General features: G+C 53.0%; 22 protein-coding genes. All 22 read left to right on the top strand.

Annotation, left to right across the window (positions count from 1 at the left end):
* The first annotated feature begins 40 nt into the window (after positions 1 to 40).
* The 22 genes from wcaA (at position 41) to neuC (ending at position 25,189) form a co-directional block, all read left to right on the top strand.
* Positions 41 to 883, top strand: coding sequence for a colanic acid biosynthesis glycosyltransferase WcaA (wcaA, locus tag ABTW00_RS08430; protein WP_065357437.1), 843 nt, complete (start codon positions 41 to 43; stop codon positions 881 to 883).
* Positions 883 to 1,374 carry a colanic acid biosynthesis acetyltransferase WcaB gene (gene wcaB / locus ABTW00_RS08435; RefSeq protein ID WP_433640968.1) on the top strand — a complete coding sequence of 164 codons (492 nt, stop codon included), beginning with the start codon at positions 883 to 885 and terminating at the stop codon, positions 1,372 to 1,374. Before wcaA ends, wcaB begins: the two co-directional genes overlap by 1 nt.
* Complete coding sequence (gene wcaC, locus ABTW00_RS08440) at positions 1,371 to 2,588, top strand: colanic acid biosynthesis glycosyltransferase WcaC (RefSeq protein ID WP_433640154.1); 1,218 nt, start codon at positions 1,371 to 1,373, stop codon at positions 2,586 to 2,588. Before wcaB ends, wcaC begins: the two co-directional genes overlap by 4 nt.
* Complete coding sequence (wcaD, locus tag ABTW00_RS08445; protein WP_433640156.1) at positions 2,563 to 3,786, top strand: colanic acid polymerase WcaD; 1,224 nt, start codon at positions 2,563 to 2,565, stop codon at positions 3,784 to 3,786. Before wcaC ends, wcaD begins: the two co-directional genes overlap by 26 nt.
* Positions 3,787 to 3,794: 8 nt before the next feature.
* Complete coding sequence (wcaE, locus tag ABTW00_RS08450) at positions 3,795 to 4,541, top strand: colanic acid biosynthesis glycosyltransferase WcaE (protein ID WP_064544320.1); 747 nt, start codon at positions 3,795 to 3,797, stop codon at positions 4,539 to 4,541.
* Between the two features lie 9 nt (positions 4,542 to 4,550).
* Positions 4,551 to 5,105, top strand: a complete 555-nt coding sequence (wcaF, locus tag ABTW00_RS08455) for a colanic acid biosynthesis acetyltransferase WcaF (RefSeq protein WP_065357440.1) — start codon at positions 4,551 to 4,553, stop codon at positions 5,103 to 5,105.
* A gap of 24 nt (positions 5,106 to 5,129) precedes the next feature.
* A complete protein-coding gene (gene gmd / locus ABTW00_RS08460) occupies positions 5,130 to 6,251 on the top strand; it encodes a GDP-mannose 4,6-dehydratase (protein ID WP_032281169.1) in 1,122 nt (373 codons plus the stop codon).
* A 2-nt stretch (positions 6,252 to 6,253) separates the two neighbouring features.
* Positions 6,254 to 7,219 carry a GDP-L-fucose synthase gene (gene fcl, locus ABTW00_RS08465; RefSeq protein ID WP_064544326.1) on the top strand — a complete coding sequence of 322 codons (966 nt, stop codon included), beginning with the start codon at positions 6,254 to 6,256 and terminating at the stop codon, positions 7,217 to 7,219.
* Between the two features lie 3 nt (positions 7,220 to 7,222).
* Positions 7,223 to 7,702 carry a GDP-mannose mannosyl hydrolase gene (locus ABTW00_RS08470; protein ID WP_065357441.1) on the top strand — a complete coding sequence of 160 codons (480 nt, stop codon included), beginning with the start codon at positions 7,223 to 7,225 and terminating at the stop codon, positions 7,700 to 7,702.
* The gene (gene wcaI, locus ABTW00_RS08475; protein ID WP_433640160.1) at positions 7,699 to 8,922 is read left to right on the top strand and encodes a colanic acid biosynthesis fucosyltransferase WcaI; all 1,224 of its coding nucleotides are present in this window, start codon (positions 7,699 to 7,701) and stop codon (positions 8,920 to 8,922) included. Before ABTW00_RS08470 ends, wcaI begins: the two co-directional genes overlap by 4 nt.
* Before the next feature lie 3 nt (positions 8,923 to 8,925).
* On the top strand, positions 8,926 to 10,362 hold the full coding sequence (gene cpsB / locus ABTW00_RS08480) for a mannose-1-phosphate guanyltransferase (RefSeq protein ID WP_065357443.1): 1,437 nt from the start codon (positions 8,926 to 8,928) through the stop codon (positions 10,360 to 10,362).
* Between the two features lie 153 nt (positions 10,363 to 10,515).
* Entirely contained in the window at positions 10,516 to 11,886 is a 1,371-nt protein-coding gene (cpsG, locus tag ABTW00_RS08485; RefSeq protein ID WP_065357444.1) for a colanic acid biosynthesis phosphomannomutase CpsG, read from the top strand.
* Positions 11,887 to 12,018: 132 nt separating this feature from the next.
* Positions 12,019 to 13,413: an undecaprenyl-phosphate glucose phosphotransferase gene (wcaJ, locus tag ABTW00_RS08490; RefSeq protein ID WP_064544340.1), complete on the top strand. Its 1,395-nt coding sequence runs from the start codon at positions 12,019 to 12,021 to the stop codon at positions 13,411 to 13,413.
* A gap of 9 nt (positions 13,414 to 13,422) precedes the next feature.
* Positions 13,423 to 14,904 carry an MOP flippase family protein gene (locus ABTW00_RS08495; protein WP_433640164.1) on the top strand — a complete coding sequence of 494 codons (1,482 nt, stop codon included), beginning with the start codon at positions 13,423 to 13,425 and terminating at the stop codon, positions 14,902 to 14,904.
* Positions 14,905 to 15,046: 142 nt separating this feature from the next.
* Complete coding sequence (gene wcaK, locus ABTW00_RS08500) at positions 15,047 to 16,327, top strand: colanic acid biosynthesis pyruvyl transferase WcaK (RefSeq protein WP_065357446.1); 1,281 nt, start codon at positions 15,047 to 15,049, stop codon at positions 16,325 to 16,327.
* The gene (wcaL, locus tag ABTW00_RS08505; RefSeq protein ID WP_065357447.1) at positions 16,324 to 17,547 is read left to right on the top strand and encodes a colanic acid biosynthesis glycosyltransferase WcaL; all 1,224 of its coding nucleotides are present in this window, start codon (positions 16,324 to 16,326) and stop codon (positions 17,545 to 17,547) included. Before wcaK ends, wcaL begins: the two co-directional genes overlap by 4 nt.
* 9 nt (positions 17,548 to 17,556) lie before the next feature.
* Positions 17,557 to 18,957 carry a colanic acid biosynthesis protein WcaM gene (gene wcaM, locus ABTW00_RS08510; RefSeq protein ID WP_433640167.1) on the top strand — a complete coding sequence of 467 codons (1,401 nt, stop codon included), beginning with the start codon at positions 17,557 to 17,559 and terminating at the stop codon, positions 18,955 to 18,957.
* A 160-nt stretch (positions 18,958 to 19,117) separates the two neighbouring features.
* A complete protein-coding gene (locus ABTW00_RS08515; protein ID WP_065357453.1) occupies positions 19,118 to 20,113 on the top strand; it encodes an NAD-dependent epimerase/dehydratase family protein in 996 nt (331 codons plus the stop codon).
* A gap of 210 nt (positions 20,114 to 20,323) precedes the next feature.
* Positions 20,324 to 21,217, top strand: coding sequence for a UTP--glucose-1-phosphate uridylyltransferase GalF (galF, locus tag ABTW00_RS08520; protein WP_433640169.1), 894 nt, complete (start codon positions 20,324 to 20,326; stop codon positions 21,215 to 21,217).
* A 454-nt stretch (positions 21,218 to 21,671) separates the two neighbouring features.
* Positions 21,672 to 22,862, top strand: a complete 1,191-nt coding sequence (locus tag ABTW00_RS08525) for a UDP-N-acetylglucosamine 4,6-dehydratase (RefSeq protein ID WP_433640170.1) — start codon at positions 21,672 to 21,674, stop codon at positions 22,860 to 22,862.
* A 15-nt stretch (positions 22,863 to 22,877) separates the two neighbouring features.
* Positions 22,878 to 24,020 carry a LegC family aminotransferase gene (locus ABTW00_RS08530; RefSeq protein ID WP_433640172.1) on the top strand — a complete coding sequence of 381 codons (1,143 nt, stop codon included), beginning with the start codon at positions 22,878 to 22,880 and terminating at the stop codon, positions 24,018 to 24,020.
* A 5-nt stretch (positions 24,021 to 24,025) separates the two neighbouring features.
* Positions 24,026 to 25,189, top strand: coding sequence for a UDP-N-acetylglucosamine 2-epimerase (neuC, locus tag ABTW00_RS08535; protein ID WP_433640175.1), 1,164 nt, complete (start codon positions 24,026 to 24,028; stop codon positions 25,187 to 25,189).
* The last annotated feature ends 2 nt before the right edge of the window (positions 25,190 to 25,191 follow it).

Below are 25,191 nucleotides of genomic sequence, written 5' to 3' on the forward strand. Positions count from 1 at the left end.
GAGGGGAAAACCGCTCAACTGCTTATTCGGGGGATATACCATGACAACAGACAACCCGTTGATCTCCATTTATATGCCGACCTGGAACCGACAACAGCTGGCGATTCGCGCCATCAAGTCGGTGCTGCGTCAGGATTATCCTCACTGGGAAATGATTATTGTCGACGACTGTTCCAGCAGCTATGAGCAGCTTCAGCAGTTCGTCATCGGGCTAAACGATAGCCGCGTACAGTACACGCGCAACGACTTTAATTCCGGCGCCTGCGCGGTGCGCAATCAAGCGATCCTGCAGGCCAAAGGACAGTTTATTACCGGCATTGATGATGATGATGAGTGGACGCCCAACCGGCTTTCGCTGTTCCTTGAACACAAACAGCAGCTGGTGAATCACGCCTTTCTGTATGCCAATGACTACGTCTGTGAAGGGGAAGTGTACTCGCAACCGGCCAGCCTGCCGTTATACCCGAAATCGCCGTTCTCCCGTCAGCTGTTCTATAAGCGCAACATCATTGGCAACCAGGTATTTAGCTGGGCGTGGCGTTTTAAAGAAAGTCTGTTTGATACCGAACTGAAGGCGGCGCAGGACTACGACATCTTCCTGCGTATGGTGGTGGCCTACGGCGAGCCGTGGAAAATTGAGGCCGCTACGCAAATTCTGCACGTTAATCATGGCGAAATGCAGATCACCTCATCGCCGAAAAAATTCTCCGGTTATTTCAGCTTCTACCGCAAACACAAAGAGAAGTTTGACCGCGCGAGCAAGAAGTATCAGCTGTTCACGCTCTATCAGATCCGCAATAAGCGTATGACCTGGAAGACCTTCCTGACGCTACTGTCGGTGCGTAACGGCAAACGTTGGGTGGATGGACTGCGGAGTAAATGATGCTACTGGAAGATTTACGCGCCAACAGCTGGAGCCTGCGTCCGTGCTGCATGGTCATTGCTTATCGTATTGCTCATTTTTGCTCGGTATGGCGCAAGAAAAACGTGCTGAACAATCTGTGGGCAGCGCCGGTACTGGTGCTGTACCGCATTATCACCGAATGCTTCTTCGGCTACGAAATCCAGGCCGCAGCGACCATTGGCCGACGCTTCACCATTCATCATGGCTACGCGGTGGTCATCAACAAGAACGTGGTGGCGGGTGACGATTTCACCATTCGTCATGGCATCACTATCGGCAACCGTGGCCCGGACAGTCTGGCATGTCCAAGAATTGGCAATGGCGTTGAGCTGGGGGCCAATGTGGTGATTATCGGCGGTATTACCATCGGTAATCACGTGACGATTGGCGCGGGGAGCGTGGTGCTGGACGACGTTCCGGACCATGCGCTGGTGGTGGGCGAAAAAGCGCGAGTGAAGGTAATTAAATGAATATTCTGCAATTTAACGTTCGTCTGGCCGAGGGCGGCGCGGCGGGCGTGGCGCTGGACCTGCATCAGCGCGCGCTACGTCAGGGCTTGTCGTCAAAATTTGTCTACGGCTATGGCAAAGGCGGTAAAAAAAGCGTGAGTCACGACCGTTATCCGCAGGTGATAAAGCAGACCGGACGGTTAACCTCGATGGCAAACCTGGCGCTGTTCCGCCTGTTTAACCGCGATGTGTTTGGCAACCTCAATAACCTGTATCGCCAGGTCACCCGTACTGACGGCCCGGTGGTACTGCATTTTCACGTTATGCACAGCTACTGGCTGAATCTGGAGGATGTGGTGAGCTTCTGCGAGCGGGTGAAGGCGCATAAAAGCGATGCGACTTTTATCTGGACGCTGCACGATCACTGGAGCGTGACCGGTCGCTGTGCCTTCCTTGACGGTTGCGAAGGCTGGAAAAGCGGCTGTCAGAAGTGCCCGACGCTGAGCAACTATCCGCCGGTTAAGGTCGATCGCGCACATGCGCTGGTGGATGAAAAACGCCAGCTGTTTCGCCAGATGTTAGCGCTGGGCTGTCGCTTTATTTCGCCCAGTCAGCATGTTGCCGAGGCCTTTAACAGCCTCTACGGCGCAGGGCGCTGCCAGATTATCAATAACGGTATTGACGTGGCGACCGAAGCGATTCTCGCCGAGCTGACGCCGGTAAAACGCTTCTCCACGCGGCCTAAAATCGCCGTGGTCGCGCACGACCTGCGCTATGACGGTAAAACCAACCAGCAGCTGGTGCGCGATATTATCGCGCTGGGCGATAAGGTCGAGGTGCACACCTTCGGTAAGTTCTCGCCGTTTGAGGGCAGTAACGTGGTGAACCACGGTTTTCTGACCGATAAACGCCAACTGATGAGCGAGCTGAACCCGCTGGACGCGCTGCTGTTCAGCTCGCGAGTGGATAACTACCCGCTGATTCTATGCGAAGCGCTGTCGATTGGCGTACCGGTCATCGCGACCCATAGCGAGGCGGCAAAAGAGGTGCTGGCAAAATCCGGCGGTCGTACCGTGGATGATGTCGAGGTACTTACCTTAGTGCAGCAACCAAAAGCGGAGATTGCCGAGCAGATTTTTGGCACCACTCTTGAGAACTTTAGCGCGCGGAGCCGCAAGGCCTACAGCGGACAACAGATGCTGGAGGAATATGTCTCGTTCTATCAGAGTCTGTAGCTATCTGCTGCTGCCGTTAATCTACCTGCTGGTTAACGTGAAGCTGGCGCAGCTGGGGGAGAGCTTCCCCATTACCATCGTGACGTTCCTTCCGCTGCTGCTGCTGTTGTTTGTTGAACGCATTAATCTGAAAAAACTGATGATTGCCCTCGGGCTGGGCGTGGGGTTGACGTTGTTCAACTATCTGTTCGGACAATCGCTGGACCCAAGCAAATACGTCACCTCGACGATGCTGTTTGTCTATATCGTGATCATTATCGGCATGGTCTGGAGCATTCGCTTCAAAACCATTTCGCCGCATAACCACCGTAAGATCCTGCGTTTTTTCTACGTGGTGATTACCCTTGTGGTGGCGCTGGCGGCGCTGGAGATGGCGCAGATTATTCTGACCGGCGGCAGCAGTCTGATTGCGACGATTTCGAAATATCTTATTTACAGTAATAGCTATGTACTGAATTTTATAAAATTCGGCGGAAAGCGTACCACTGCGTTATATTTCGAACCGGCATTCTTCGCTCTGGCATTAATCTCAATTTGGCTTTGCATCAAACAGTTTGGTATCAAAACCCCGAAGTCTGATGCTATGATTCTGGCAGGGATAATTCTTTCTGGGTCGTTTTCAGGGGTGATGACATTTATCCTGTTCTATCTGCTGGAGTGGGCTTTCCAGTACCTGAACAAAGAAGCGATCAAGAAAAAGTTACCGTTGGCGATTATCTCATTAGGCGCATTTTTTATCGGTCTGGTGTTTGCGTTTCCCTATATTGCTGAGCGTATTGGCGATTTGGGGACGGAAGGGTCGTCATCGTATTACCGCATAATTGGCCCACTGGTGATGGTCGGTTATTCATTAACCAGTATTGATGGGGTCGTGCGATTTGGTTCTCTTTACGAATATGTTGCATCATTCGGAATATTTAACGGTGCGGATGTCGGGAAAACCATAGACAATGGTCTGTATCTGTTAATGATTTATTTTTCGTGGTTCGCTGTGATATTAACGGCAGGATATCTGTACTACGTTTTCAAAATGTTCATTAACGCTTTTGGGAATAATCGTAATTTCGCCGTGCAGCTGTATCTTTTCACGCCGATATCATTATTTTTTACCGGTTCGATATTTAGTCCGGAATATGTATTTTTAATTGTTTGTCCTTTTATTCTGCGTAAAGCGCTGAATATTGCTGACAGCAGATGAGGTGAAGCATGTTGTTAAGCGTAATTACCGTAGCGTTTCGTAACGTCGATGGCGTGATGAAAACCTGGCGTTCGCTGGCCCATCTGGCAAACGATCCGAGCCTCTCTTTTGAGTGGATTGTGGTGGACGGTGGCTCGAACGACGGCACCGCAGAATTTCTCGAAAAACGTAACGGGCAATACCAGTTACGCTACGTGAGCGAACCGGATGAAGGGCTGTACGATGCGATGAACAAAGGCATTCGCATGGCGCAGGGCAAGTTCGTGTTGTTCCTTAATTCCGGCGACAGCTTTCATGCGGATGTTTCGCAGTTCGTCCGCCAGCTGCGCGGCAAAAGCGACGACGCCATGTACCTTGGCGATGCGATGCTGGACTTTGGTGATGGCACCCAAATTCGCCGTAGCGCCAAGCAGGGTTGGTATATTTACCACAGCCTACCGGCAAGCCATCAGGCTATTTTCTTCCCGCTACGTGGGCTGAAAAATCATCCTTATGATGTGCAGTATCGTGTCTCTTCCGATTATGCACTGGCGGCCCGGATGTATAAGTCGGGATATGCCTTCAAGCGTATTAAAGGGCTGGTGTCGGAATTTTCAATGGGCGGCGTGTCCACTACCAATAATTTGCAGTTGTGCCAGGACGCCAAAAAAGTGCAGCGCGAAATATTGCGTATGCCGGGCCTGCTTACAGAATTGTCTTATTTATTACGCCTGCGCACGACGGGGAAAGCAAAAGCCTTATATCACAAAGCATAAGGATACCAAATGCAGGATTTATCTGGCTTTACGGTACCAAAAGGTTTCCGCGGTGCCGGGGGTATTAAAGTACAAATTTGGTGGGCGGTACAGGCCACGTTATTTGCCTGGTCTCCGCAAATACTCTATCGCTGGCGCGCATTTTTATTACGCCTGTTTGGCGCAAAAATAGGAAAAAACGTAGTGATTCGCCCGTCGGTGAAAATTACCTATCCATGGAAATTAACTATTGGCGATTATGCCTGGGTGGGTGATGACGCGGTGTTATATACCTTGGGTGAAATAACCCTGGGGGCAAACTCGGTGGTATCGCAGAAATGTTATTTGTGCACCGGTAGCCACGATTATCAGAGCGCACATTTCGATATTAACGCCGCGCCGATTGTGGTCGGTGAAAAATGCTGGTTGGCGACGGACGTTTTTGTCGCCCCCGGCGTCACGATTGGCGAGGGCACGATCGTCGGTGCCCGTAGCAGCGTATTTAAATCGCTACCGGCAAATATGATTTGCCGTGGCAATCCCGCAGTGGTTACGCGTGAGCGCGTAGAGAAAGTGACTCCCTAAACGGGACAATTTGAGGAAAATAGAATGTCAAAAGTCGCACTTATTACCGGCGTAACGGGGCAGGACGGTTCTTATCTGGCAGAACTGCTGCTGGAAAAAGGCTATGAAGTTCACGGGATTAAACGCCGTGCTTCTTCCTTTAACACCGAACGTGTCGATCACATCTATCAGGATCCGCACAGCAGCAACCCGAAGTTTCACCTGCACTACGGTGATTTGACCGACAGCTCCAACCTGACGCGCATTCTGCAGGAAGTGCAGCCGGATGAAGTGTATAACCTGGGCGCGATGAGCCACGTCGCCGTGTCGTTTGAGTCGCCGGAATACACCGCCGACGTCGATGCGATGGGCACGCTGCGCCTGCTGGAAGCCATCCGCTTCCTGGGACTGGAGAAGAAAACGCGCTTCTATCAGGCTTCCACTTCGGAACTGTACGGCCTGGTGCAGGAAATTCCACAAAAAGAGACCACCCCGTTCTATCCGCGCTCGCCGTATGCGGTCGCTAAACTGTATGCCTACTGGATCACCGTGAACTACCGTGAATCTTACGGTATGTACGCCTGTAACGGCATTCTGTTCAACCACGAGTCTCCGCGCCGTGGCGAAACCTTCGTGACCCGCAAAATTACCCGCGCGATCGCCAACATTGCTCAGGGCCTGGAGAAGTGCCTGTACCTCGGCAACATGGATTCTCTGCGCGACTGGGGCCATGCCAAAGACTACGTAAAAATGCAGTGGATGATGCTGCAGCAGGACCATCCGGAAGATTTCGTTATCGCTACCGGCGTGCAGTATTCGGTTCGTCAGTTCGTTGAAATGGCGGCGGCTCAGCTGGGAATCAAACTGCGCTTCGAAGGTAAAGGCGTGGAAGAAAAAGGGATTGTGGTCTCGGTAACCGGTCACGATGCGCCGGGCGTGAAACCGGGCGATGTGATGGTGGCCGTGGATCCGCGCTACTTCCGTCCGGCAGAAGTTGAAACCCTGCTCGGCGACCCGACCAAAGCGCATGAAAAACTCGGCTGGAAACCGGAAACCACCCTGCAGGAGATGGTTTCTGAAATGGTCGCCAAAGACCTGGAAGCAGCGAAGAAACATTCCCTGCTGAAATCCCACGGCTATGAAGTGGCGATCGCGCTGGAGTCTTAAGTATGACCAGACAACGTATTTTTGTGGCGGGCCACCGGGGAATGGTGGGCTCGGCCATCGTCCGACAGCTTGCACAACGCGGCGACGTGGATCTGGTGGTTCGCAGCCGCGATGAGCTTAACCTGCTGGATAGCCGTGAAGTGAACGACTTCTTCGCCGCTGAAAATATTGATCAGGTGTATCTGGCGGCGGCGAAGGTGGGCGGCATTGTCGCCAACAACACCTTCCCGGCGGATTTCATCTACGAGAACATGATGATTGAAAGCAACATTATTCACGCGGCGCATACGCACAACGTGAATAAGCTGCTGTTTCTCGGTTCATCGTGCATCTATCCGAAAATGGCTAACCAGCCAATGCACGAAAGCGAGCTGCTGCAGGGCACGCTGGAAGCGACGAATGAACCGTACGCGATTGCGAAAATTGCCGGTATCAAGCTGTGCGAGTCCTACAACCGCCAGCATAATCGCGACTACCGTTCGGTGATGCCGACCAACCTGTATGGGCCGAACGATAACTTCCACCCGAGCAACTCGCACGTTATTCCGGCGCTGCTGCGCCGCTTCCATGAAGCGGTACAGCAAAACGCCGCGGACGTGGTGGTGTGGGGGAGCGGTACGCCGATGCGTGAGTTCCTGCATGTGGACGATATGGCGGCAGCCAGTATCCATGTGATGGAGCTCGACCGCAGCGTCTGGCTTGAAAACACGCAGCCTATGCTGTCGCACATCAATGTCGGCACCGGCGTTGACTGCACCATTCGTGAACTGGCGCAGACGCTGGCGAAAGTGGTGGGCTTTAAAGGGCGGGTGGTGTTTGACGCCACCAAACCCGACGGCACGCCGCGCAAGCTGCTCGACGTTTCTCGTCTGCATCAGCTGGGCTGGTACCACGAAATCTCGCTGGAGGCTGGTCTTGCCAGCACCTACCAGTGGTTTCTGGAAAACCAGCACCGCTTCCGGGGGTAACGTATGTTTCTGAGCCAGGAAGCGTTTGCCACCGTCGTCCAGTCGACGCCGCTGATCTCCATCGACCTGATCGTCGAGAACGCGCAGGGCGAGTTTTTGCTGGGCAAGCGCACCAATCGTCCGGCGCAGGGATATTGGTTCGTGCCGGGCGGGCGGGTACAGAAAGATGAAACGCTGGCCCAGGCGTTTGCACGCCTGACCGAGGCCGAACTGGGGCTGAGCCTGCCGATGACGGCAGGCCGCTTTTACGGCGTCTGGCAGCATTTCTATGACGACAATTTCTCCGGTACGGATTTCTCGACCCATTACATCGTGCTCGGCTTTCGCCTGCAGGTAGACGCCGACAGCCTAACGCTGCCGGACGCTCAGCATAATGATTACCGCTGGCTGACGCCGCCTGCGCTGCTGGCGTCGGACAACGTTCATGAAAATAGCCGCGCCTATTTCCGGGTCGACAAAATGGCCGAGGTGCCGGGCCTATGAAGATTCTGGTGTATGGCATCAACTATTCGCCTGAACTGACCGGCATCGGCAAATACACCGGTGAAATGGTCGAGTGGATGGCGCAGCAGGGCCACGAGGTGCGGGTGATTACCGCGCCGCCGTACTACCCGGAATGGCAGGTTGGTGCGAAATACTCAAGCTGGCGCTACCGCCGGGAAAACGGCGACGCTACCGTCTGGCGTTGCCCGCTGTACGTGCCAAAGCAGCCGACGACGCTGAAGCGTTTAATCCATCTCGGCAGCTTTGCGCTCAGCAGTTTCTTCCCGCTGATGGCCCAACGCCGCTGGAAACCGGATCGCATTATCGGCGTGGTGCCGACGCTGTTTTGCACCCCGGGGATGCGCCTGCTGGCGAAGCTTTCCGGCGCGCGGACGCTGCTGCATATTCAGGATTATGAAGTGGATGCCATGCTGGGGCTGGGCATGGCGGGCAGCGGTCGCTCCGGCAAGGTGGCAAAACTTGCCAGCGCCTTTGAGCGCAGCGGGCTGCACAACGTCGACAACGTCTCGACCATCTCGCGCTCGATGATGAACAAAGCCTGCGAGAAGGGCGTTGCGCCGGAGAAGGTGATTTTCTTCCCTAACTGGTCGGAAGTTTCGCGTTTTCGCGAGGTACCGGAAACGTTGGTGACGGCGCTGCGTCAGCGTCTTGGCCTGCCGGATGAACGCAAAATTATTCTCTACTCCGGCAATATCGGCGAGAAACAGGGGCTGGAGAGCGTGATTACTGCCGCCGAACAGCTCCGTGAACAGCCGTGGCTGTTTGCCATTGTCGGCCAGGGCGGCGGTAAAGCGCGGCTGGAGAAAATGGTCGCCGAACGCGGGCTGGCTAACGTCAAGTTCCTGCCGCTGCAGTCGTATGAAGATTTGCCCGCGCTGCTGGCGATTGGCGACTGCCATCTGGTGATTCAGAAGCGTGGCGCCGCCGATGCGGTGCTGCCTTCTAAGCTGACCAATATTCTGGCGGTGGGCGGCAATGCGGTGATTACCGCTGAACCGCAGACCGAGCTGGGCCAGCTGTGTCTGGACAATCCGGGCATTGCGGTGTGCGTGACGCCTGAATCGGTTCCGTCGCTGGTGGCAGGGATCGAGCAGGCGCTGACGATGCCGAAGCGAAATGCGGTCGCTCGCGCCTGGGCTGAACGTTCGCTCGATAAAGAACACGTTCTCAACCAATTTATTGCTGATATTCGGGGTTAAACGATGAGTCAAACTACGCTTTTCCCGGTCGTGATGGCCGGTGGCTCGGGTAGCCGACTGTGGCCGCTGTCCCGAGTGCTGTACCCCAAACAGTTCCTGTGCCTGAAAGGGGACATGACGATGCTGCAGGCCACGGTGAACCGCCTGGACGGCGTGAAGTGCGCCAGCCCGGTGGTTATCTGTAATGAGCAGCACCGCTTTATCGTGGCGGAACAGCTGCGTCAGCTCAACAAACTGACCGAAAACATTATTCTGGAACCGGCGGGGCGCAACACGGCGCCAGCCATCGCCCTGGCAGCGCTGGCGGCTAAACGTCGCGAACCGGACGGCGACCCGCTGATGCTGGTGCTGGCGGCGGACCACGTCATTCAGGACGAAGAGGCCTTCCGCGCGGCGGTTCGTCATGCCACGCCGTATGCTGAAAATGGCAAGCTGGTGACCTTCGGCATCGTGCCGAACGTGCCGGAAACCGGCTATGGCTATATTCGCCGGGGTGATGTCACGCCGGGAACTGACGACACGTTGGCCTTTGACGTCGCACAGTTTGTTGAAAAACCCAATCTTGATACCGCACAGGCCTATGTCGCCAGCGGTGAATACTACTGGAACAGCGGCATGTTCCTGTTCCGCGCCGGGCGCTATCTGGAAGAGCTGGGCAAATATCGCCCGGATATTCTTCGCGCCTGCGAAAAAGCGATGGATGTCACCGACCCGGATCTCGACTTTATCCGCGTCGATGAAGCGGCGTTCCTGAGCTGCCCGGACGAATCCATCGATTATGCGGTAATGGAACAGACCGCGGATGCGGTAGTGGTGCCGATGGATGCGGGCTGGAGCGACGTTGGCTCCTGGTCATCGCTGTGGGAGATCAGCAACCACACTCCGGAAGGCAACGTGCACCATGGCGATGTGATCAGCCATAAAACCGAAAACAGCTATGTCTATGCTGAGTCTGGCCTGGTGACAACCGTCGGGGTAAAGGACCTGGTGGTGGTGCAAACCAAAGACGCGGTGCTTATCGCCGATCGCAACGCGGTGCAGGACGTCAAAAAGGTGGTCGAGAAGATTAAAGCCGATGGCCGCCACGAACACCATATTCACCGGGAAGTCTATCGCCCGTGGGGCAAATATGACTCGATTGATTCCGGCGATCGCTATCAGGTCAAGCGCATCACCGTGAAGCCGGGTGAGGGGCTGTCGCTGCAGATGCATCACCACCGTGCGGAACACTGGATTGTGGTGGCGGGCACCGCCAAAGTGACCCTCAACGACCAAATCACGCTGCTGGGGGAAAATGAGTCTATCTACATTCCTCTCGGCGTCACGCATTGTCTGGAAAACCCTGGGAAAATCCCGCTCGACCTGATTGAGGTGCGATCTGGCGCCTATCTGGAAGAGGACGACGTGGTGCGCTTCCAGGATCGTTACGGGCGCGTGTAGCGCGCGTATTGCGCCCGGTGGCGCTGCGCTTACCGGGCCTACAAAACCCAAACCGTACGCCGGATAAGCGAAGCGCCATCCGGCAACTCACGACACTGAAATTGATGACCCTCACCGGTCAGGGCCAACTGTTGCCTGAAGAAAGGTAAAAACATGACGAAATTAACCTGTTTTAAAGCCTACGACATTCGCGGCAAGCTCGGCGAAGAGCTGAATGAAGACATCGCGTGGCGCATTGGCCGCGCCTACGGTGAATACCTGAAGCCGAAAACTATCGTGGTGGGCGGCGACGTACGCTTAACCAGCGAGGCGCTGAAGCTGGCGTTAGCCAACGGCCTGCGCGACGCGGGCGTTGACGTGCTGGATATCGGGCTTTCCGGCACCGAAGAGATTTACTTCGCCACCTTCCATCTCGGCGTTGATGGCGGTATTGAAGTGACCGCCAGCCACAACCCGATGGACTACAACGGCATGAAGCTGGTGCGTGAAGGCGCGCGCCCCATCAGCGGCGATACCGGCCTGCGCGACGTACAGCGCCTGGCGGAAGCCAATGACTTCCCGCCGGTCAACGATGCCGCACGCGGTAGCTACCAGAAAATCAACCTGCGCGACGCCTACATCGATCACCTGCTGGGCTATATCGACGTGCAAAACCTGACCCCGTTGAAGCTGGTGGTGAACTCCGGTAACGGCGCGGCTGGCCCGGTGATTGATGCGCTGGAAGCCCGCTTCAAGGCGCTGAACGTGCCGGTAAGTCTGATTAAAGTGCACAACACGCCGGACGGCACCTTCCCGCACGGCATTCCTAACCCATTGCTGCCGGAGTGCCGCGCGGACACCCGCGATGCGGTCATCAAATACGGTGCCGATATGGGTATTGCTTTTGACGGCGACTTCGACCGTTGCTTCCTGTTTGACGAGAAAGGGCAGTTTATCGAGGGCTACTACATCGTCGGCCTGCTGGCCGAAGCGTTCCTCGAGAAAAACCCCGGCGCGCGGATTATTCACGACCCGCGTCTGTCGTGGAACACCGTGGACGTGGTGACCGCGGCGGGCGGCACGCCGGTAATGTCGAAAACCGGTCATGCGTTTATTAAAGAGCGCATGCGTCAGGACGACGCGGTCTACGGCGGTGAAATGAGCGCCCACCACTATTTCCGCGATTTCGCCTACTGCGACAGCGGCATGATCCCATGGCTGCTGGTGAGCGAACTGCTCTGTCTGAAGGGTAAAACGCTGGGTGAGCTGGTGCATGACCGCATGGCGGCGTTCCCGGCGAGTGGGGAAATCAACAGTCAGCTGGCGGCGCCGTCAGAAGCGATTGCCCGCGTGGAGGCGCACTTTGCCGGCAGCGCGCTGGAGATTGACCGTACCGACGGCATCAGCCTGGCATTTGCCGACTGGCGCTTCAACCTGCGCTCTTCCAATACCGAACCGGTGGTGCGCTTAAACGTGGAGTCTCGCGGGAATACGCCGCTGATGCAGGCGCGAACGCAGGACATTCTGGCGCTGCTTAATCAGTAATCATTGCCCCTCACCCTAACCCTCTCTTCAGAGAGGAGCGGGAACCGAACGTGCAGGCTGCGGATGGTTTTTTCTCCCTCGCCCCTTTGGGGAGAGGGCCGGGGTGAGGGGACACGACGAATAGGACCAACGATGACGACTCTAAAAAAGCGCGAACGAGCTAAAACGAATGCATCGTTAATCTCCATGGTGCAGCGTTTTTCCGACATCACCATCATGCTGGGGGGATTGTGGCTGGTGTGTCAGGCGGTTGCGTTGCCGTTTTTATATCTCCATCTGTTGATGGCGCTGGTGACGCTGGTCGTTTTCCAGATGATTGGCGGGATTACCGATTTCTACCGTTCATGGCGCGGCGTGCGTATCACCACCGAATTGCTGCTGCTATTGCAGAACTGGACGCTGAGCCTGGTGTTTGCGGCGGGGCTGCTGGCGTTTAACGATGATTTTAATACCAACTTTGCCATGTGGCTGGCGTGGTACCTGCTCAGCACCATCGGCATGCTGGCGAGCCGCGCGTTTATTCGCTATGGCGCTGGTGTGCTGCGCCATCGCGGCTATAACACCCGTTATGTGGCGGTAGCAGGAGATATGCCGGAAGGGCAGGCGCTGCTCGAGAGCTTCCGTAACCAGCCGTGGCTGGGTTATGAGGTAGTCGGTAGCTATTACGATGCCAAACCGGGCGGCGTTAACCCCGACTGGATGGGCAACCTTGAACAACTGCTCGACGATGCGCGCAGCGGCAAAATCCACAACGTCTATATCTCGATGGCGATGCAGGAAGAGAGCCAGATTAAAGAGGTGGTCCGTTCTCTTGCCGACACCACCTGCTCGGTGCTGCTGATCCCGGATGTTTTCACCTTTAACATCCTGCACTCACGGGTGGAAGTGGTGAACGGTATTCCGCTGGTGCCGCTGTACGACACGCCGCTCTCCGGGGTTAACCGCATTATCAAACGGCTGGAGGATATCGTCCTGGCGCTGGGCATTCTGCTGTTGATTTCGCCGGCGCTGTGCTGCATCGCACTGGCGGTGAAGCTGAGTTCGCCGGGCCCCATCATCTTCCGCCAGACCCGCTACGGCATGGACGGTAAACCGATCAAAGTGTGGAAATTCCGCTCGATGAAGGTCATGGAGAACGACAAGGTGGTGAAACAGGCGACGCAGAACGACCCGCGTGTGACCCGCGTCGGCAACTTCCTGCGCCGCACCTCGCTGGATGAACTGCCGCAGTTTATCAACGTGCTCACCGGCGGCATGTCTATCGTCGGCCCGCGTCCGCACGCGGTGGCGCACAACGAGCAGTACCGTCAACTGATTGAAGGCTACATGCTGCGCCACAAAGTGAAGCCAGGCATTACCGGCTGGGCGCAGATCAACGGCTGGCGCGGTGAAACCGACACCCTCGAGAAAATGGAAAAACGGGTGGAGTTCGATCTCGAATACATCCGCGAATGGAGCCTGTGGCTCGATATCAAAATCGTCTTCCTGACGGTGTTTAAAGGCTTTGTCAACAAAGCAGCCTACTGAGGAAGTGACATGGGCCTGAGAGAAAAAACCATCAATGGCGCGAAATGGTCGGCGATGGCGACGGTGGTGATTATTGGCCTGGGGCTGGCGCAGATGACCGTGCTGGCACGGCTGTTTGACGGCCATCAGTTTGGTCTGCTCACCGTGTCGCTGGTGATTATCGCGCTGGCGGACACGTTGTCGGATTTTGGCATCGCCAACTCGATTATTCAGCGTAAAGCCATCAGCCAGATTGAGCTGACCACGCTCTATTGGCTGAACGTTGGTCTGGGGATTGCGGTGTTTGCTGCGGTGTATCTGCTCAGCGATACCATCGCGCGATTGCTGCACAACCCGGATCTCGCGCCGTTGATCAAAATGCTGTCGCTGGCCTTTGTGGTGATTCCCCACGGCCAGCAGTTCCGCGCGCTGATGCAAAAAGAGCTGGAGTTTAACAAGATTGGCTCCATTGAAACGGCAGCGGTGCTGTCGGGCTTTACCTTTACCGTGATCAGCGCCTGCTTCTGGCCGCTGGCCATGACGGCGATTCTGGGCTATTTGGTCAACAGCGCCGTGCGTACGCTGCTGTTTGGCTATTTTGGCCGCAAAATTTACCGTCCCGGCCTGCATTTTTCACTGACCGCGGTCATGCCGAACCTGCGTTTTGGCGCGTGGCTGACGGCAGACAGCATCGTCAACTACATAAACACCAACCTGTCGACGCTGACGCTGGCGCGTATCCTCGGCGCCAGCGTGGCCGGGGGCTATAACCTCGCCTACAACGTGGCGGTGGTGCCGCCGATGAAACTTAACCCCATTATCACCCGCGTGCTGTTCCCGGCGTTTGCCAAGATTCAGGACGACACCGACAAGCTGCGAGTCAACTTCTACAAGCTGCTGTCGGTGGTGGGGATCATCAATTTCCCGGCGCTGCTGGGGCTGATGGTGGTCAGCAATAACTTTGTGCCGCTGGTGTTTGGCGATAAATGGCTGCACATCGTGCCAATCCTCCAGTTGCTGTGCGTGGTGGGGCTGCTGCGCTCGGTAGGCAACCCGATTGGTTCGCTGCTGATGGCGAAAGCACGGGTGGATATCAGCTTTAAATTCAACGTCTTTAAGACCTTCCTGTTTATTCCGGCGGTGATTATCGGCGGGCAGCTCGGCGGCGCGATTGGCGTCACGCTGGGCTTCCTGCTGGTGCAAATCATCAACACCATCCTCAGCTACTTCGTGATGATTAAACCGGTGCTGGGGCCGGGCTACCGCGATTACCTGCTGAGCCTGTGGCTGCCATTTCGTCTCTCCCTGCCGACGCTGATTGCAAGCTACGCGGTGGGGCGACTGCTGGAAGGCAGCGTTGCGCTCTCCGCGCTGCTGGCGATGCAGGTGCTGGCGGGGGTAGTCAGCTTTGCGCTGGTGATTGTGCTATCGCGCAATAGCCTGCTGATTGAACTTAAAAAACCGCTCTGTCGGAGCCAGAAACTGAAGATGCTACTGCGCGTTTCTGATTAACCGTTGATGTAGGCCTGATAAGCGTAGCGCCATCAGGCAACCCGGCGCAGATTGCCGGATGGCGGCGTTGCCTTATCCGGCCTACGTTCGACAATGACGCATTTTTGAATGATTTGCTTGAAACCCCTTTGATGAGGCCATGATGAAATTACTAATTTTGGGAAACCACACCTGCGGCAACCGCGGCGACAGCGCCATTATGCGCGGCCTGCTCGATGCGATTCTTCGCCAGCAGCCGGACGTTGAGATGGACGTAATGAGCCGTTTCCCGATCAGTTCCTCCTGGTTGCAGGGGCGTGAAATTATTGCCGATCCGCTGTATCAGCTGAGCCAGAAACAGCAGGCGGCGGCAGGCGTGAGCGGGCGCGTGAAGAAGGTGCTGCGCCGTCGCTTCCAGCACAAGATCCTGCTGGCTAAGGTCACCGGTGAAGGCAAGCTGCGCAACTTTGAGATTGCGCCAGAGTTTCACGATTTTGTGCGCTTCCTCGGCAACTATGACGCGATTATTCAGGTTGGTGGGTCGAACTATGTCGATCTCTATGGCCTGACCCACTTTGAATATCCGCTGTGCGCCTTTATGGCTAACAAGCCTATCTACATGATTGGCCACAGCGTCGGCCCGTTCCAGAACCCGGACTTCAACGAGCTGGCGAACTATGTCTTTGGCCGCACCAACGCATTGATTTTGCGTGAGACGGTAAGCCGTGAACTGATGGCGAAAGCGCAAATTGATACCAGCAAAGTGGAGCAGGGCGTGGACACCGCCTGGCTGGTAGAGCATCGCAACGAGAGTTTCGAACCGAGTTACGCGGTGCAGCACTGGCTGAACCTGACCGCACAGCGTAAAACCGTGGCGATCACCCTGCGCGAGCTGGAGCCGTTTGATAAACGTCTGGGCACCACCCAGCAGGCGTATGAAAAAGCGTTTGCCGAGGTAGTGAACCGTATGATTGATGACGGTTATCAGGTGCTGGCGCTTTCTACCTGTACCAGTATCGACCGCTACAACCGCGATGATCGTATGGTGGCCCTGCGGATGGCGCAGTACGTCAAAAATCGCGAGCATTTCCACATCGCCATGGACGAACTTAATGACGTGGAGATTGGCAAAATTCTTGCCTCCTGCGAGCTGACCATCGGCACACGTCTGCATTCGGCAATTATCTCGATGAACTTCGGCACGCCGGCGATTGCCATCAACTACGAGCACAAATCAGCGGGCATCATGCAGCAGTTGGGTATGCCGGAAATGGCTATCGACATCCGTCACCTGCTGGACGGCTCGATGCAGGGCGTGGTGGGCGATATTCTCAACCAGCTCCCGGCGCTGGGCGAGAAAGTGGCCGCGGCGGTTGAGGGCGAACGGCAGAAGGGCTTCACCATGATTGAGTCGGTGCTGAACCGCATTCGGGAGGGCCGATGAAAGTCAGCTTCTTCCTGCTGAAATTTCCCCTATCGTCCGAGACGTTTGTCTTAAACCAGATCGTGGCGTTTATCGAGATGGGATATGAGGTGGAGATTGTCGCCCTGCAAAAGGGCGACCTGACCAACACTCATGCGGCTTATACGCAATATCAACTGGCGGACAAAGTCCGCTGGTTACAGGATGAACCGGCAACCGCGCTGGAGAAGCTGCGCTACCGGGCCTTCAGTACCCTGCGCGGTTTACACCGTCCCGCCGTCTGGCGGGCCTTGAACGCGCGGCGTTACGGTCAGGAGGCGCGTAACCTGATCCTATCCTCCATTTGTAGCCGTACGCCTGCGCCGATTATCGCCGACGTTTATATCGCCCACTTTGGCCCGGCGGGAGTGACCGCCGCCAAGCTCCGCGAGCTGGGCGTGATTGACGGTAAGATTGCCACCGTTTTTCACGGCATCGATATTTCGAGCCGTGAGGTGTTGAACCACTATACCGGCGAATACCAGCAGCTGTTTCGCCGCGGCGACATGATGTTGCCCATCAGCCAGCTGTGGGCTGACCGACTGCAGGCTATGGGCTGCCCGACGGATAAAATCACCGTTTCCAGGATGGGCGTGAACATGGACCGCTTCTCGCTGCGTCCGCTAAAAGCGCCTGACGGCTGTTTGCAGATCCTCTCCGTTGCGCGTCTGACTGAGAAAAAAGGGCTACACGTGGCGATTGAAGCCTGCCGACAGCTGAAAGAGCGCGGCGTGAACTTTCGCTATCGCATCCTCGGGATCGGGCCGTGGGAACGCCGTCTGCGCACCCTGATTGAACAGTATCAGCTGGAAGATTGCGTCGAAATGCCGGGCTTCAAGCCTAGCCATGAAGTGAAAGCGCTGCTTGATGAAGCCGACGTTTTCCTTCTGCCCTCGGTGACCGGTGCCGACGGTGATATGGAAGGCATTCCGGTCGCGCTCATGGAGGCGATGGCGGTGGGGATACCGGTGCTATCGACGATACACAGCGGTATACCGGAACTGATTGATTCCGGCCATACCGGCTGGCTGGTGGACGAATACGACGCCACGGCGCTGGCGGACAAGCTGCAATCGCTGGGGCGCATGGATGAGCGCAGTCTCCAGCCGGTGCTGACGCGCGCACGTGAGAAAGTCGAAACCGATTTTAACCAGCAGGTGATTAACCGGCAGCTTGCCAGCCTGCTGCAAACGCTTTGCTAAGGAGGCGCTATGCACACCTTAACCCGACGTTACTTCCTCACCGCCGGGGCGACGCTTGCCGCAGCGCTGCCGGTACTTTCAGCGACCAGTGCGCGTGCCGCAGAGAAGCGCCTGACGGTGAACATACGTGACTATGTGCGCAACGGCGACTGGATTCGCGCATTCAATGACGCCTTTGCGCAGGCCGACACGGTCAACGTGCCGGCGGATGTAGTTTGCGACAATATCAATACCGCGATTACGTTGCCGCCGGGGAAAACGCTGGCGATTGCCGGCGCGCTGAAGGGCAACGGGCGCGGGCGCTTTATCCTGCAAAAGGGCTGCCAGGTGATCGGCAGCGGCGCAGGTAGCCTCTACAACATTACGCTGGATGTGCGCGGCGGCGACTGCACCATCGCTGGACTAACGATGAGCGGCTACGGCCCGGTGGCGCAGATTTTCATCGGCGGCAAAGATAAGCGCACGCTGCGTAACCTGACCATTACCCGCCTGACCATCACTAAAGCCAACTACGGTATTCTGCGCCAGGGCTACCATAATCAGTGGGTCGATGTGAACATCACCCACTGCCACTTCAGCTATCTGCAGGGCGACGCCATTGAGTGGAACGTGGCGATCAACGACCGCAATATCCTGATCTCCGACCATGTTATCGACCATATCGACTGCACCAACGGCAAGGTCAACTGGGGCATCGGTATCGGCCTGGCCGGTAGCACCTACGATAATGGCTACCCGGAAGAGCAGGCGGTGAAAAATTTCGTCGTCGCTAACATCACCGGCAGCAACTGTCGCCAGCTGGTGCACGTGGAAAACGGCAAACACTTTATTATACGTAATGTGAAAGCCAGCAATATCACACCGGAATTCAGCAAGCAGGCGGGAATAGATAACGCCACGGTGGCGATCTACGGATGTGATAATTTCGTTATTGATGGTGTCGATATGGTTAATAGCGCGGGAATGCTGATTGGCTACGGTGTTATCAAAGGTAACTATTTGTCTATACCGCAAAATTTCCGCTTAAATAATGTACATATGGATAATAGCGCGCTGCCTTATACGGTTCGCGGTATTCAAATTTCCTCTGGCAACAATCCCTCGTTTGTCTCTCTCACCAACCTCTCCATGAAGCACGCCTCGCTGGAGATTCACAACAAACCACAGCACATTTTCTTGAGGAACATCAACGTGATGCAGCTCTCATCTCGCGGGCCCGCGCTGAAGCTGAACTTCGATTTGCGCAAGGATGTTCGAGGGAAGTTTATGGCTAAGCAGGATACGCTGCTGTCGCTGGCGAACGTGCGGGCGGTGAATGAGAAGGGGGTGGCGGCGGTGGATATTGATCATATCGATCAGCAAGTGGTGAATGTCGAAAAAGTGAACTTTCATCTCCCTGACAGGCGATAAAAGGGCGATGTCTAAGCCCGTCTGACATTTCTATACTGGATATCATTTATCAAAAGATTATAATTGCCTGATTGATAGAATTAACTCGGGCTAATGCGTCGCTCCTGCGGGAGGGTGGTTATCCTTTAAATGCATACGGCATGATACTCGTTAAATGATTATGAATGATAAAGTTTGCTTTGTGGGTGCGTCAGGATTTGTCGGGACCCGCTTGATTGAGCTGGTTAAAGATGATTTTCGCATCAAAAACGTAGATAAGCAGCAGAGTCATTTCTTCCCTGAAGTTACCGAACTGGGTGATGTTCGTCATCAGGAGAGCATGGATGCCGCATTTGCCGGGTTTGATACCGTGGTGTTGCTGGCTGCCGAGCATCGTGATGATGTGAGTCCCACATCACTGTATTACGACGTGAATGTTCAGGGAACGCGCAACGTGCTGGCCGCCATGAACAAGAATGGCGTGAAAAATATCATTTTTGCGAGTTCGGTTGCCGTATACGGCCTGAATAAGGTCAATCCTGATGAAAGCCATCCAGAAGATCCGTTCAACCATTACGGTAAAAGCAAATGGCAGGCGGAAGAGGTACTGCGCGAGTGGTACCAGCAGGCGCCTGATGAACGCTCGCTGACCATTATTCGTCCAACGGTGATTTTTGGTGAGCGTAATCGCGGCAATGTTTACAACCTTTTGAAGCAGATCGCCGGCGGCAAGTTTGCGATGGTGGGCGCAGGAACAAACTATAAATCAATGGCCTATATCGGCAATATCGTTGAGTTTATCAAGTATAAGCTGAGCAATGTTGCGGCAGGTTATGAGGTGTACAACTACGTTGACAAGCCGGACCTGAACATGAATCAGCTGGTTGCCGAAGTGGAAAAAAGCCTCAACAAAAAAATTCCTTCCGTTCATTTGCCTTATGCAGTCGGTATGCTGGGCGGCTATTGTTTTGACCTGCTGAGTAAAGTCAGCGGGAAAAAATATGCCATCAGTTCAGTGAGGGTGAAGAAGTTTTGCGCCACGACGCAGTTTGATGCGACTAAGGTGCATACCTCAGGATTTGTTGCGCCGTATACCCTGTCTCAGGGCTTAGATCGAACGCTGAAGTACGAATTCGTCCACGAGAAACAGGACGATATCACGTTTGTGACTGAGTGATTTTTGCTGCGAAAAATCGGAAATGCAGTTTCGTAGCTGACTGAATGACGGGCTTTCCGATTCATCTGAGTCAAAATTGTCAGTTGATAGGTTGTAGTAGAGTTATTCGTTTTCCCTATGTTTTTGAGTTTCAAAGGATTAGCGAACCAACTCAGACGTTGACGGTCTGAAAGGCTATACTTTTTCAACTGAATAAAAGTGGACATTACCATGGTTAATTTGAAAGCAGTCATTCCGGTAGCAGGCTTGGGTATGTATATGTTGCCCGCCACGAAAGCGATTCCCAAAGAGATGCTGCCGATCGTCGATAAACCGATGATTCAGTACATTGTCGATGAGATCGTCGCTGCAGGCATCAAAGAAATCGTCCTGGTCACCCACGCATCGAAAAATGCGGTGGAAAACCACTTCGACACCTCGTACGAACTGGAAGCCCTGCTGGAACAACGCGTTAAGCGTCAACTGCTGGCTGAAGTACAGTCTATCTGTCCACCGGGCGTCACCATCATGAACGTGCGTCAGGCTCAGCCGTTAGGCTTAGGTCACTCTATTCTTTGTGCCCGCCCGATTGTTGGCGACCACCCCTTTGTAGTCGTGCTGCCTGATATCATTCTTGACAACGCATCTGCCGATCCGCTGCGTTATAATCTTGCGGCAATGGTGGCTCGCTTCAATGAAACGGGCCGTAGCCAGGTATTGGCAAAACGTATGCCGGGCGATCTTTCTGAATACTCAGTGATTAAAACAAAAGATCCTCTGGACAGCGAAGGCAAGGTTAGCCGTATCATCGATTTTATCGAGAAGCCGGATCAACCGCAGACGCTTAACTCAGATCTTATGGCCGTCGGCCGCTATGTGCTGTCTGCCGATGTGTGGAACGAGCTGGCGCAGACGGTTCCCGGTGCATGGGGACGTATTCAGCTTACCGATGCGATTGCCGAGCTGGCGAAAAAACAGTCTGTTGATGCCATGCTGATGACCGGCGACAGCTATGACTGCGGTAAGAAAATGGGGTATATGCAGGCGTTTGTACAGTATGGGCTGCGAAATTTGAAGGAAGGGGCGAAGTTTCGGAAAGGGATTGAGAAGTTACTCAGTGAGTAAGAGCGACCGGGTAAAACCACAGGCAACTAATTGATAAAAACGACAGAGGGTGTTCTTTGCGCTTGAGTAAGTGTCAAGAATATTCCTGTCGTTTTTGTGTAAATGCAATAATAACAATGTCTTGCTTAAGAAATGTTAGCTGTGCTTTCATGGCATTTCTTCTTGTTTATGACTGAATTTGGTAAGACAATTACCATTTGAGTATTAAGAGGAAACTCAGTTCGAGTAGCTGGAGTTTACCGCATCGTTGAAAAGTACTTAGCGCACTAGTAGCTGGTAAGCTAGGGGCGGTAGCATGCTGTTTTACCTATCAAAAAGATCTTTTTGGTTAATTTATAGCTTATTTTGCTCGTGTAATCATCAGTAACGCTGGGGAAAACTGCTTCATTTGGATATATTTGTTCTAATTGAAATAGTTGTTAGGTATTAACAAATAATCGACCAGGACTAAAAAATGGATAATATCCTTCAGTTAATTGGGCGCAATAAGGCATTATTTGTCGATGATGTTGCTAGAAATGAAAAAGAATTAAAGCAAATAGTTTCTTCATCTCGATTTCTCGTGTTGGGCGGTGCGGGTTCAATCGGTCAGGCAGTAACAAAAGAGATATTCAAGCGTAATCCGCAAAAGCTACATGTTGTTGATATCAGTGAAAATAACATGGTTGAGTTGGTTCGTGATATCCGTAGTTCTTTTGGTTATATTGATGGTGACTTCCAGACTTTCGCTCTTGATATTGGAACCGTGGAATATGATGCTTTTATAAAAGCTGATGGTAAATATGATTATGTACTGAATCTTTCTGCCCTCAAGCATGTCCGTAGCGAGAAAGATCCGTTTACTCTTATGCGTATGATTGATGTGAACATTCTCAATACTGATAAAACAATTGAACAATCTATTGCCTCAGGAGTGAAAAAGTTCTTCTGTGTGTCAACGGACAAAGCTGCCAATCCAGTAAACATGATGGGAGCATCTAAACGCATTATGGAAATGTTCCTGATGCGTAAGAGTAAAGATATCAATATCTCGACGGCACGCTTCGCAAACGTTGCGTTTTCAGATGGTTCTCTTCTGCATGGTTTCAACCAGCGCATACAAAAACGACAGCCACTGGTGGCACCTAATGACATTAAACGCTACTTTGTTACACCGCAAGAGTCGGGTGAGCTATGCTTAATGTCATGCATCTTTGGCGATAATCGAGACATTTTTTTCCCGAAACTGAGTGAAGCTCTTCACCTTATTTCATTTGCTGATATTGCTGTTCTATATCTTAAACAGCTTGGATTTGAGCCGTATCTGTGCGAAACGGAAGATGAAGCACGCGAGCTGGCTAAAACGTTACCTGCTCAGGGTAAATGGCCTTGCTTATTTACTTCGAGTGATACAACGGGTGAAAAAGATTTTGAAGAGTTTTTCACGGATAAAGAAACCCTTGATATGAATCGCTTCGTTAATTTTGGAATTATCAAGAATGAAGCTCTTTATGATCCAGTGCTTTTGTCACATTTTGAAGAAAAAATCCAGGCAATGAAAATATCGCTTGAATGGTCTAAAAAGGACATCGTTAAGCTGTTTTTTGAAATGATCCCAGACTTTGGACATAAAGAAACCGGCAAATATCTTGATAGTAAAATGTAAGTAAGGCTTCAACGTATGAATATTAATTCAATTATCGAATTTGTTCGCGACGTATACAAAACAAATGCGTTTATTCCTTTACATGCGCCAGTTTTTGATGGTAATGAAAAAAAATACGTACTGGATACACTTGAGAGCACATTTGTCTCAAGTGTAGGCAAATATGTCGACGACTTTGAACGTAAAATGGAAGCCTATACAGGGACTGCGCGTGCAGTTGCAACGGTTAACGGCACGGCGGCATTAAGTGCGGCATTGTATCTGGCCGGCGTGAAGCGTGGTGATTTAGTGGTCACTCAGGCTCTGACTTTTGTTGCAACCTGTAATGCGCTTTATCATTTGGGGGTAGATCCTGTGTTCACGGACGTGTCATCCGTTAGCTTAGGTCTTTGCCCTGTAGCACTCGACAAGTGGCTCTCTGAGAACACAGAATTGACTGAGCAGGGTTGTCAGCATCGTGTAACACGTCAGGTTGTTCGTGCAGTAGTTCCGATGCACACTTTTGGTCATCCTGTTGAAATGGATGAGTTGATCGCGGTATGCAAGAAGTGGCATCTTGTCCTGGTAGAAGATGCTGCTGAAAGTCTGGGGTCTTTTTATAAGGGCCATCATACAGGCACCCTTGGCGAGTATGGCGCTCTGAGTTTTAATGGTAATAAGATAATCACTACTGGCGGCGGTGGAATGATTTTCTGTCGTTCATCCGAAGCAGGGAAACGTGCTAAACATGTCACCACAACTGCCAAGGTTCCGCATGCTTATGAGTTTTACCACGATGAACCCGGCTTTAACTACCGTATGCCTAACCTGAATGCAGCATTGGGCTGTGGGCAAATGGAACGTCTGGATATTTTTTTGAAGCAAAAAAGGATGCTTGCCCAGCAATATGAAACCTTCTTTGAAGGTTCAGAATTTAAATTCGTCAAAGAGCCTGAATATGCAAAGTCCAACTACTGGCTGAATGCTGTAATTTGTGAAAACCAGGACTCTCGCGATGCTATTCTTGCACAAATGAACGAAGCAAAAGTCATGGTTCGCCCAATCTGGAAACTGATGCATCGTCTACCGATGTTTGAGCACGCAATGCGCGATGATCTTAAAAACTCCGAGACGATTGAAGCTCTGTTGGTTAACCTACCGAGTTCGCCAGTGGAATGAATGCGATGAAAACAGTAAAGCGCAAGGTAGCTGTTTTCACCGGTACGCGAGCAGAATATGGATTACTTTATTGGTTAATGAAGGATATCCAGAGTGATGAGGAGTTACAACTGCAACTTCTTGTCAGTGGTATGCACCTATCCCCGGAGTTTGGAAATACTTGGCAACAGATTGAGGAAGATGGCTTTTTAATCGATGAAAAAATTGAAATATTACTCTCATCTGACTCAGCAATAGGAACCGCAAAAAGTATGGGGTTGGGAGTTCTGGGGTTTGCGGATGCGTTATCGCGACTAAAACCGGATGTATTGGTTATTCTTGGCGATCGCTTTGAAGCACTTGCGGCGGCACAAACTGCAATGATTCTTCGTATTCCTGTCTTTCATCTGCATGGGGGAGAAATTACCGAAGGTGCCTATGATGATGCTATTCGACATGCCATTACAAAATTTAGCTATTTACACGGCACCTCGACAGAGGAATATAAAAACCGTGTAATTCAATTGGGAGAAGCTCCTGAGCGTGTCGCAAATGTGGGCGCTATTGGGTTAGATCATCTCAAACGCGGGCAGTTTATGACAATTGAAGAGTTGGCTGCTTCTTTGAACTTTCCGTTACAAAAACCTTACGCAGTTGTTACATACCATCCTGTTACTTTAGGAAATGAACCCGCCGAAGAGAGCTTTACTGCATTGCTGGATGCTCTTGATGAATTTCCTGAACTTCAGATTATTCTTACATATCCGAATGCGGATGATGGTGGTAGAAAAATTATCCCTCTAATTGAAGCTTATGCAGCTAAATCACCTAAACGTGTAAAGGCTATTCCATCGTTAGGACAGGTGCGTTATCTCAGTGCGGTTAAACACGCTGCTGTTGTGCTGGGTAATTCATCAAGTGGCATTATTGAGGTACCTGCATTTGGTGTTCCGACGGTAAATATCGGCGTACGTCAAAAAGGACGTATTGCTGCACAAAGCGTACTCAACTGCGATGCGACAACTGAGTCCATCACAGAAGCTCTGTCGTGCGCAATTACGCGAAGCTACATAAGAAAGGGTGAAGAAATTTCGAATCCTTATGGGCAAGGGAATACAAGTGCAAAGGTCATCAAGATGATCAAATCTATGCATTTTGTACCGAGTAAGACATTTTACGATATAAAGTGAAA

Source organism: Kluyvera georgiana (assembly GCF_050990895.1).
In the GTDB taxonomy this organism is placed as follows: Bacteria; Pseudomonadota; Gammaproteobacteria; order Enterobacterales; family Enterobacteriaceae; genus Kluyvera; species Kluyvera georgiana.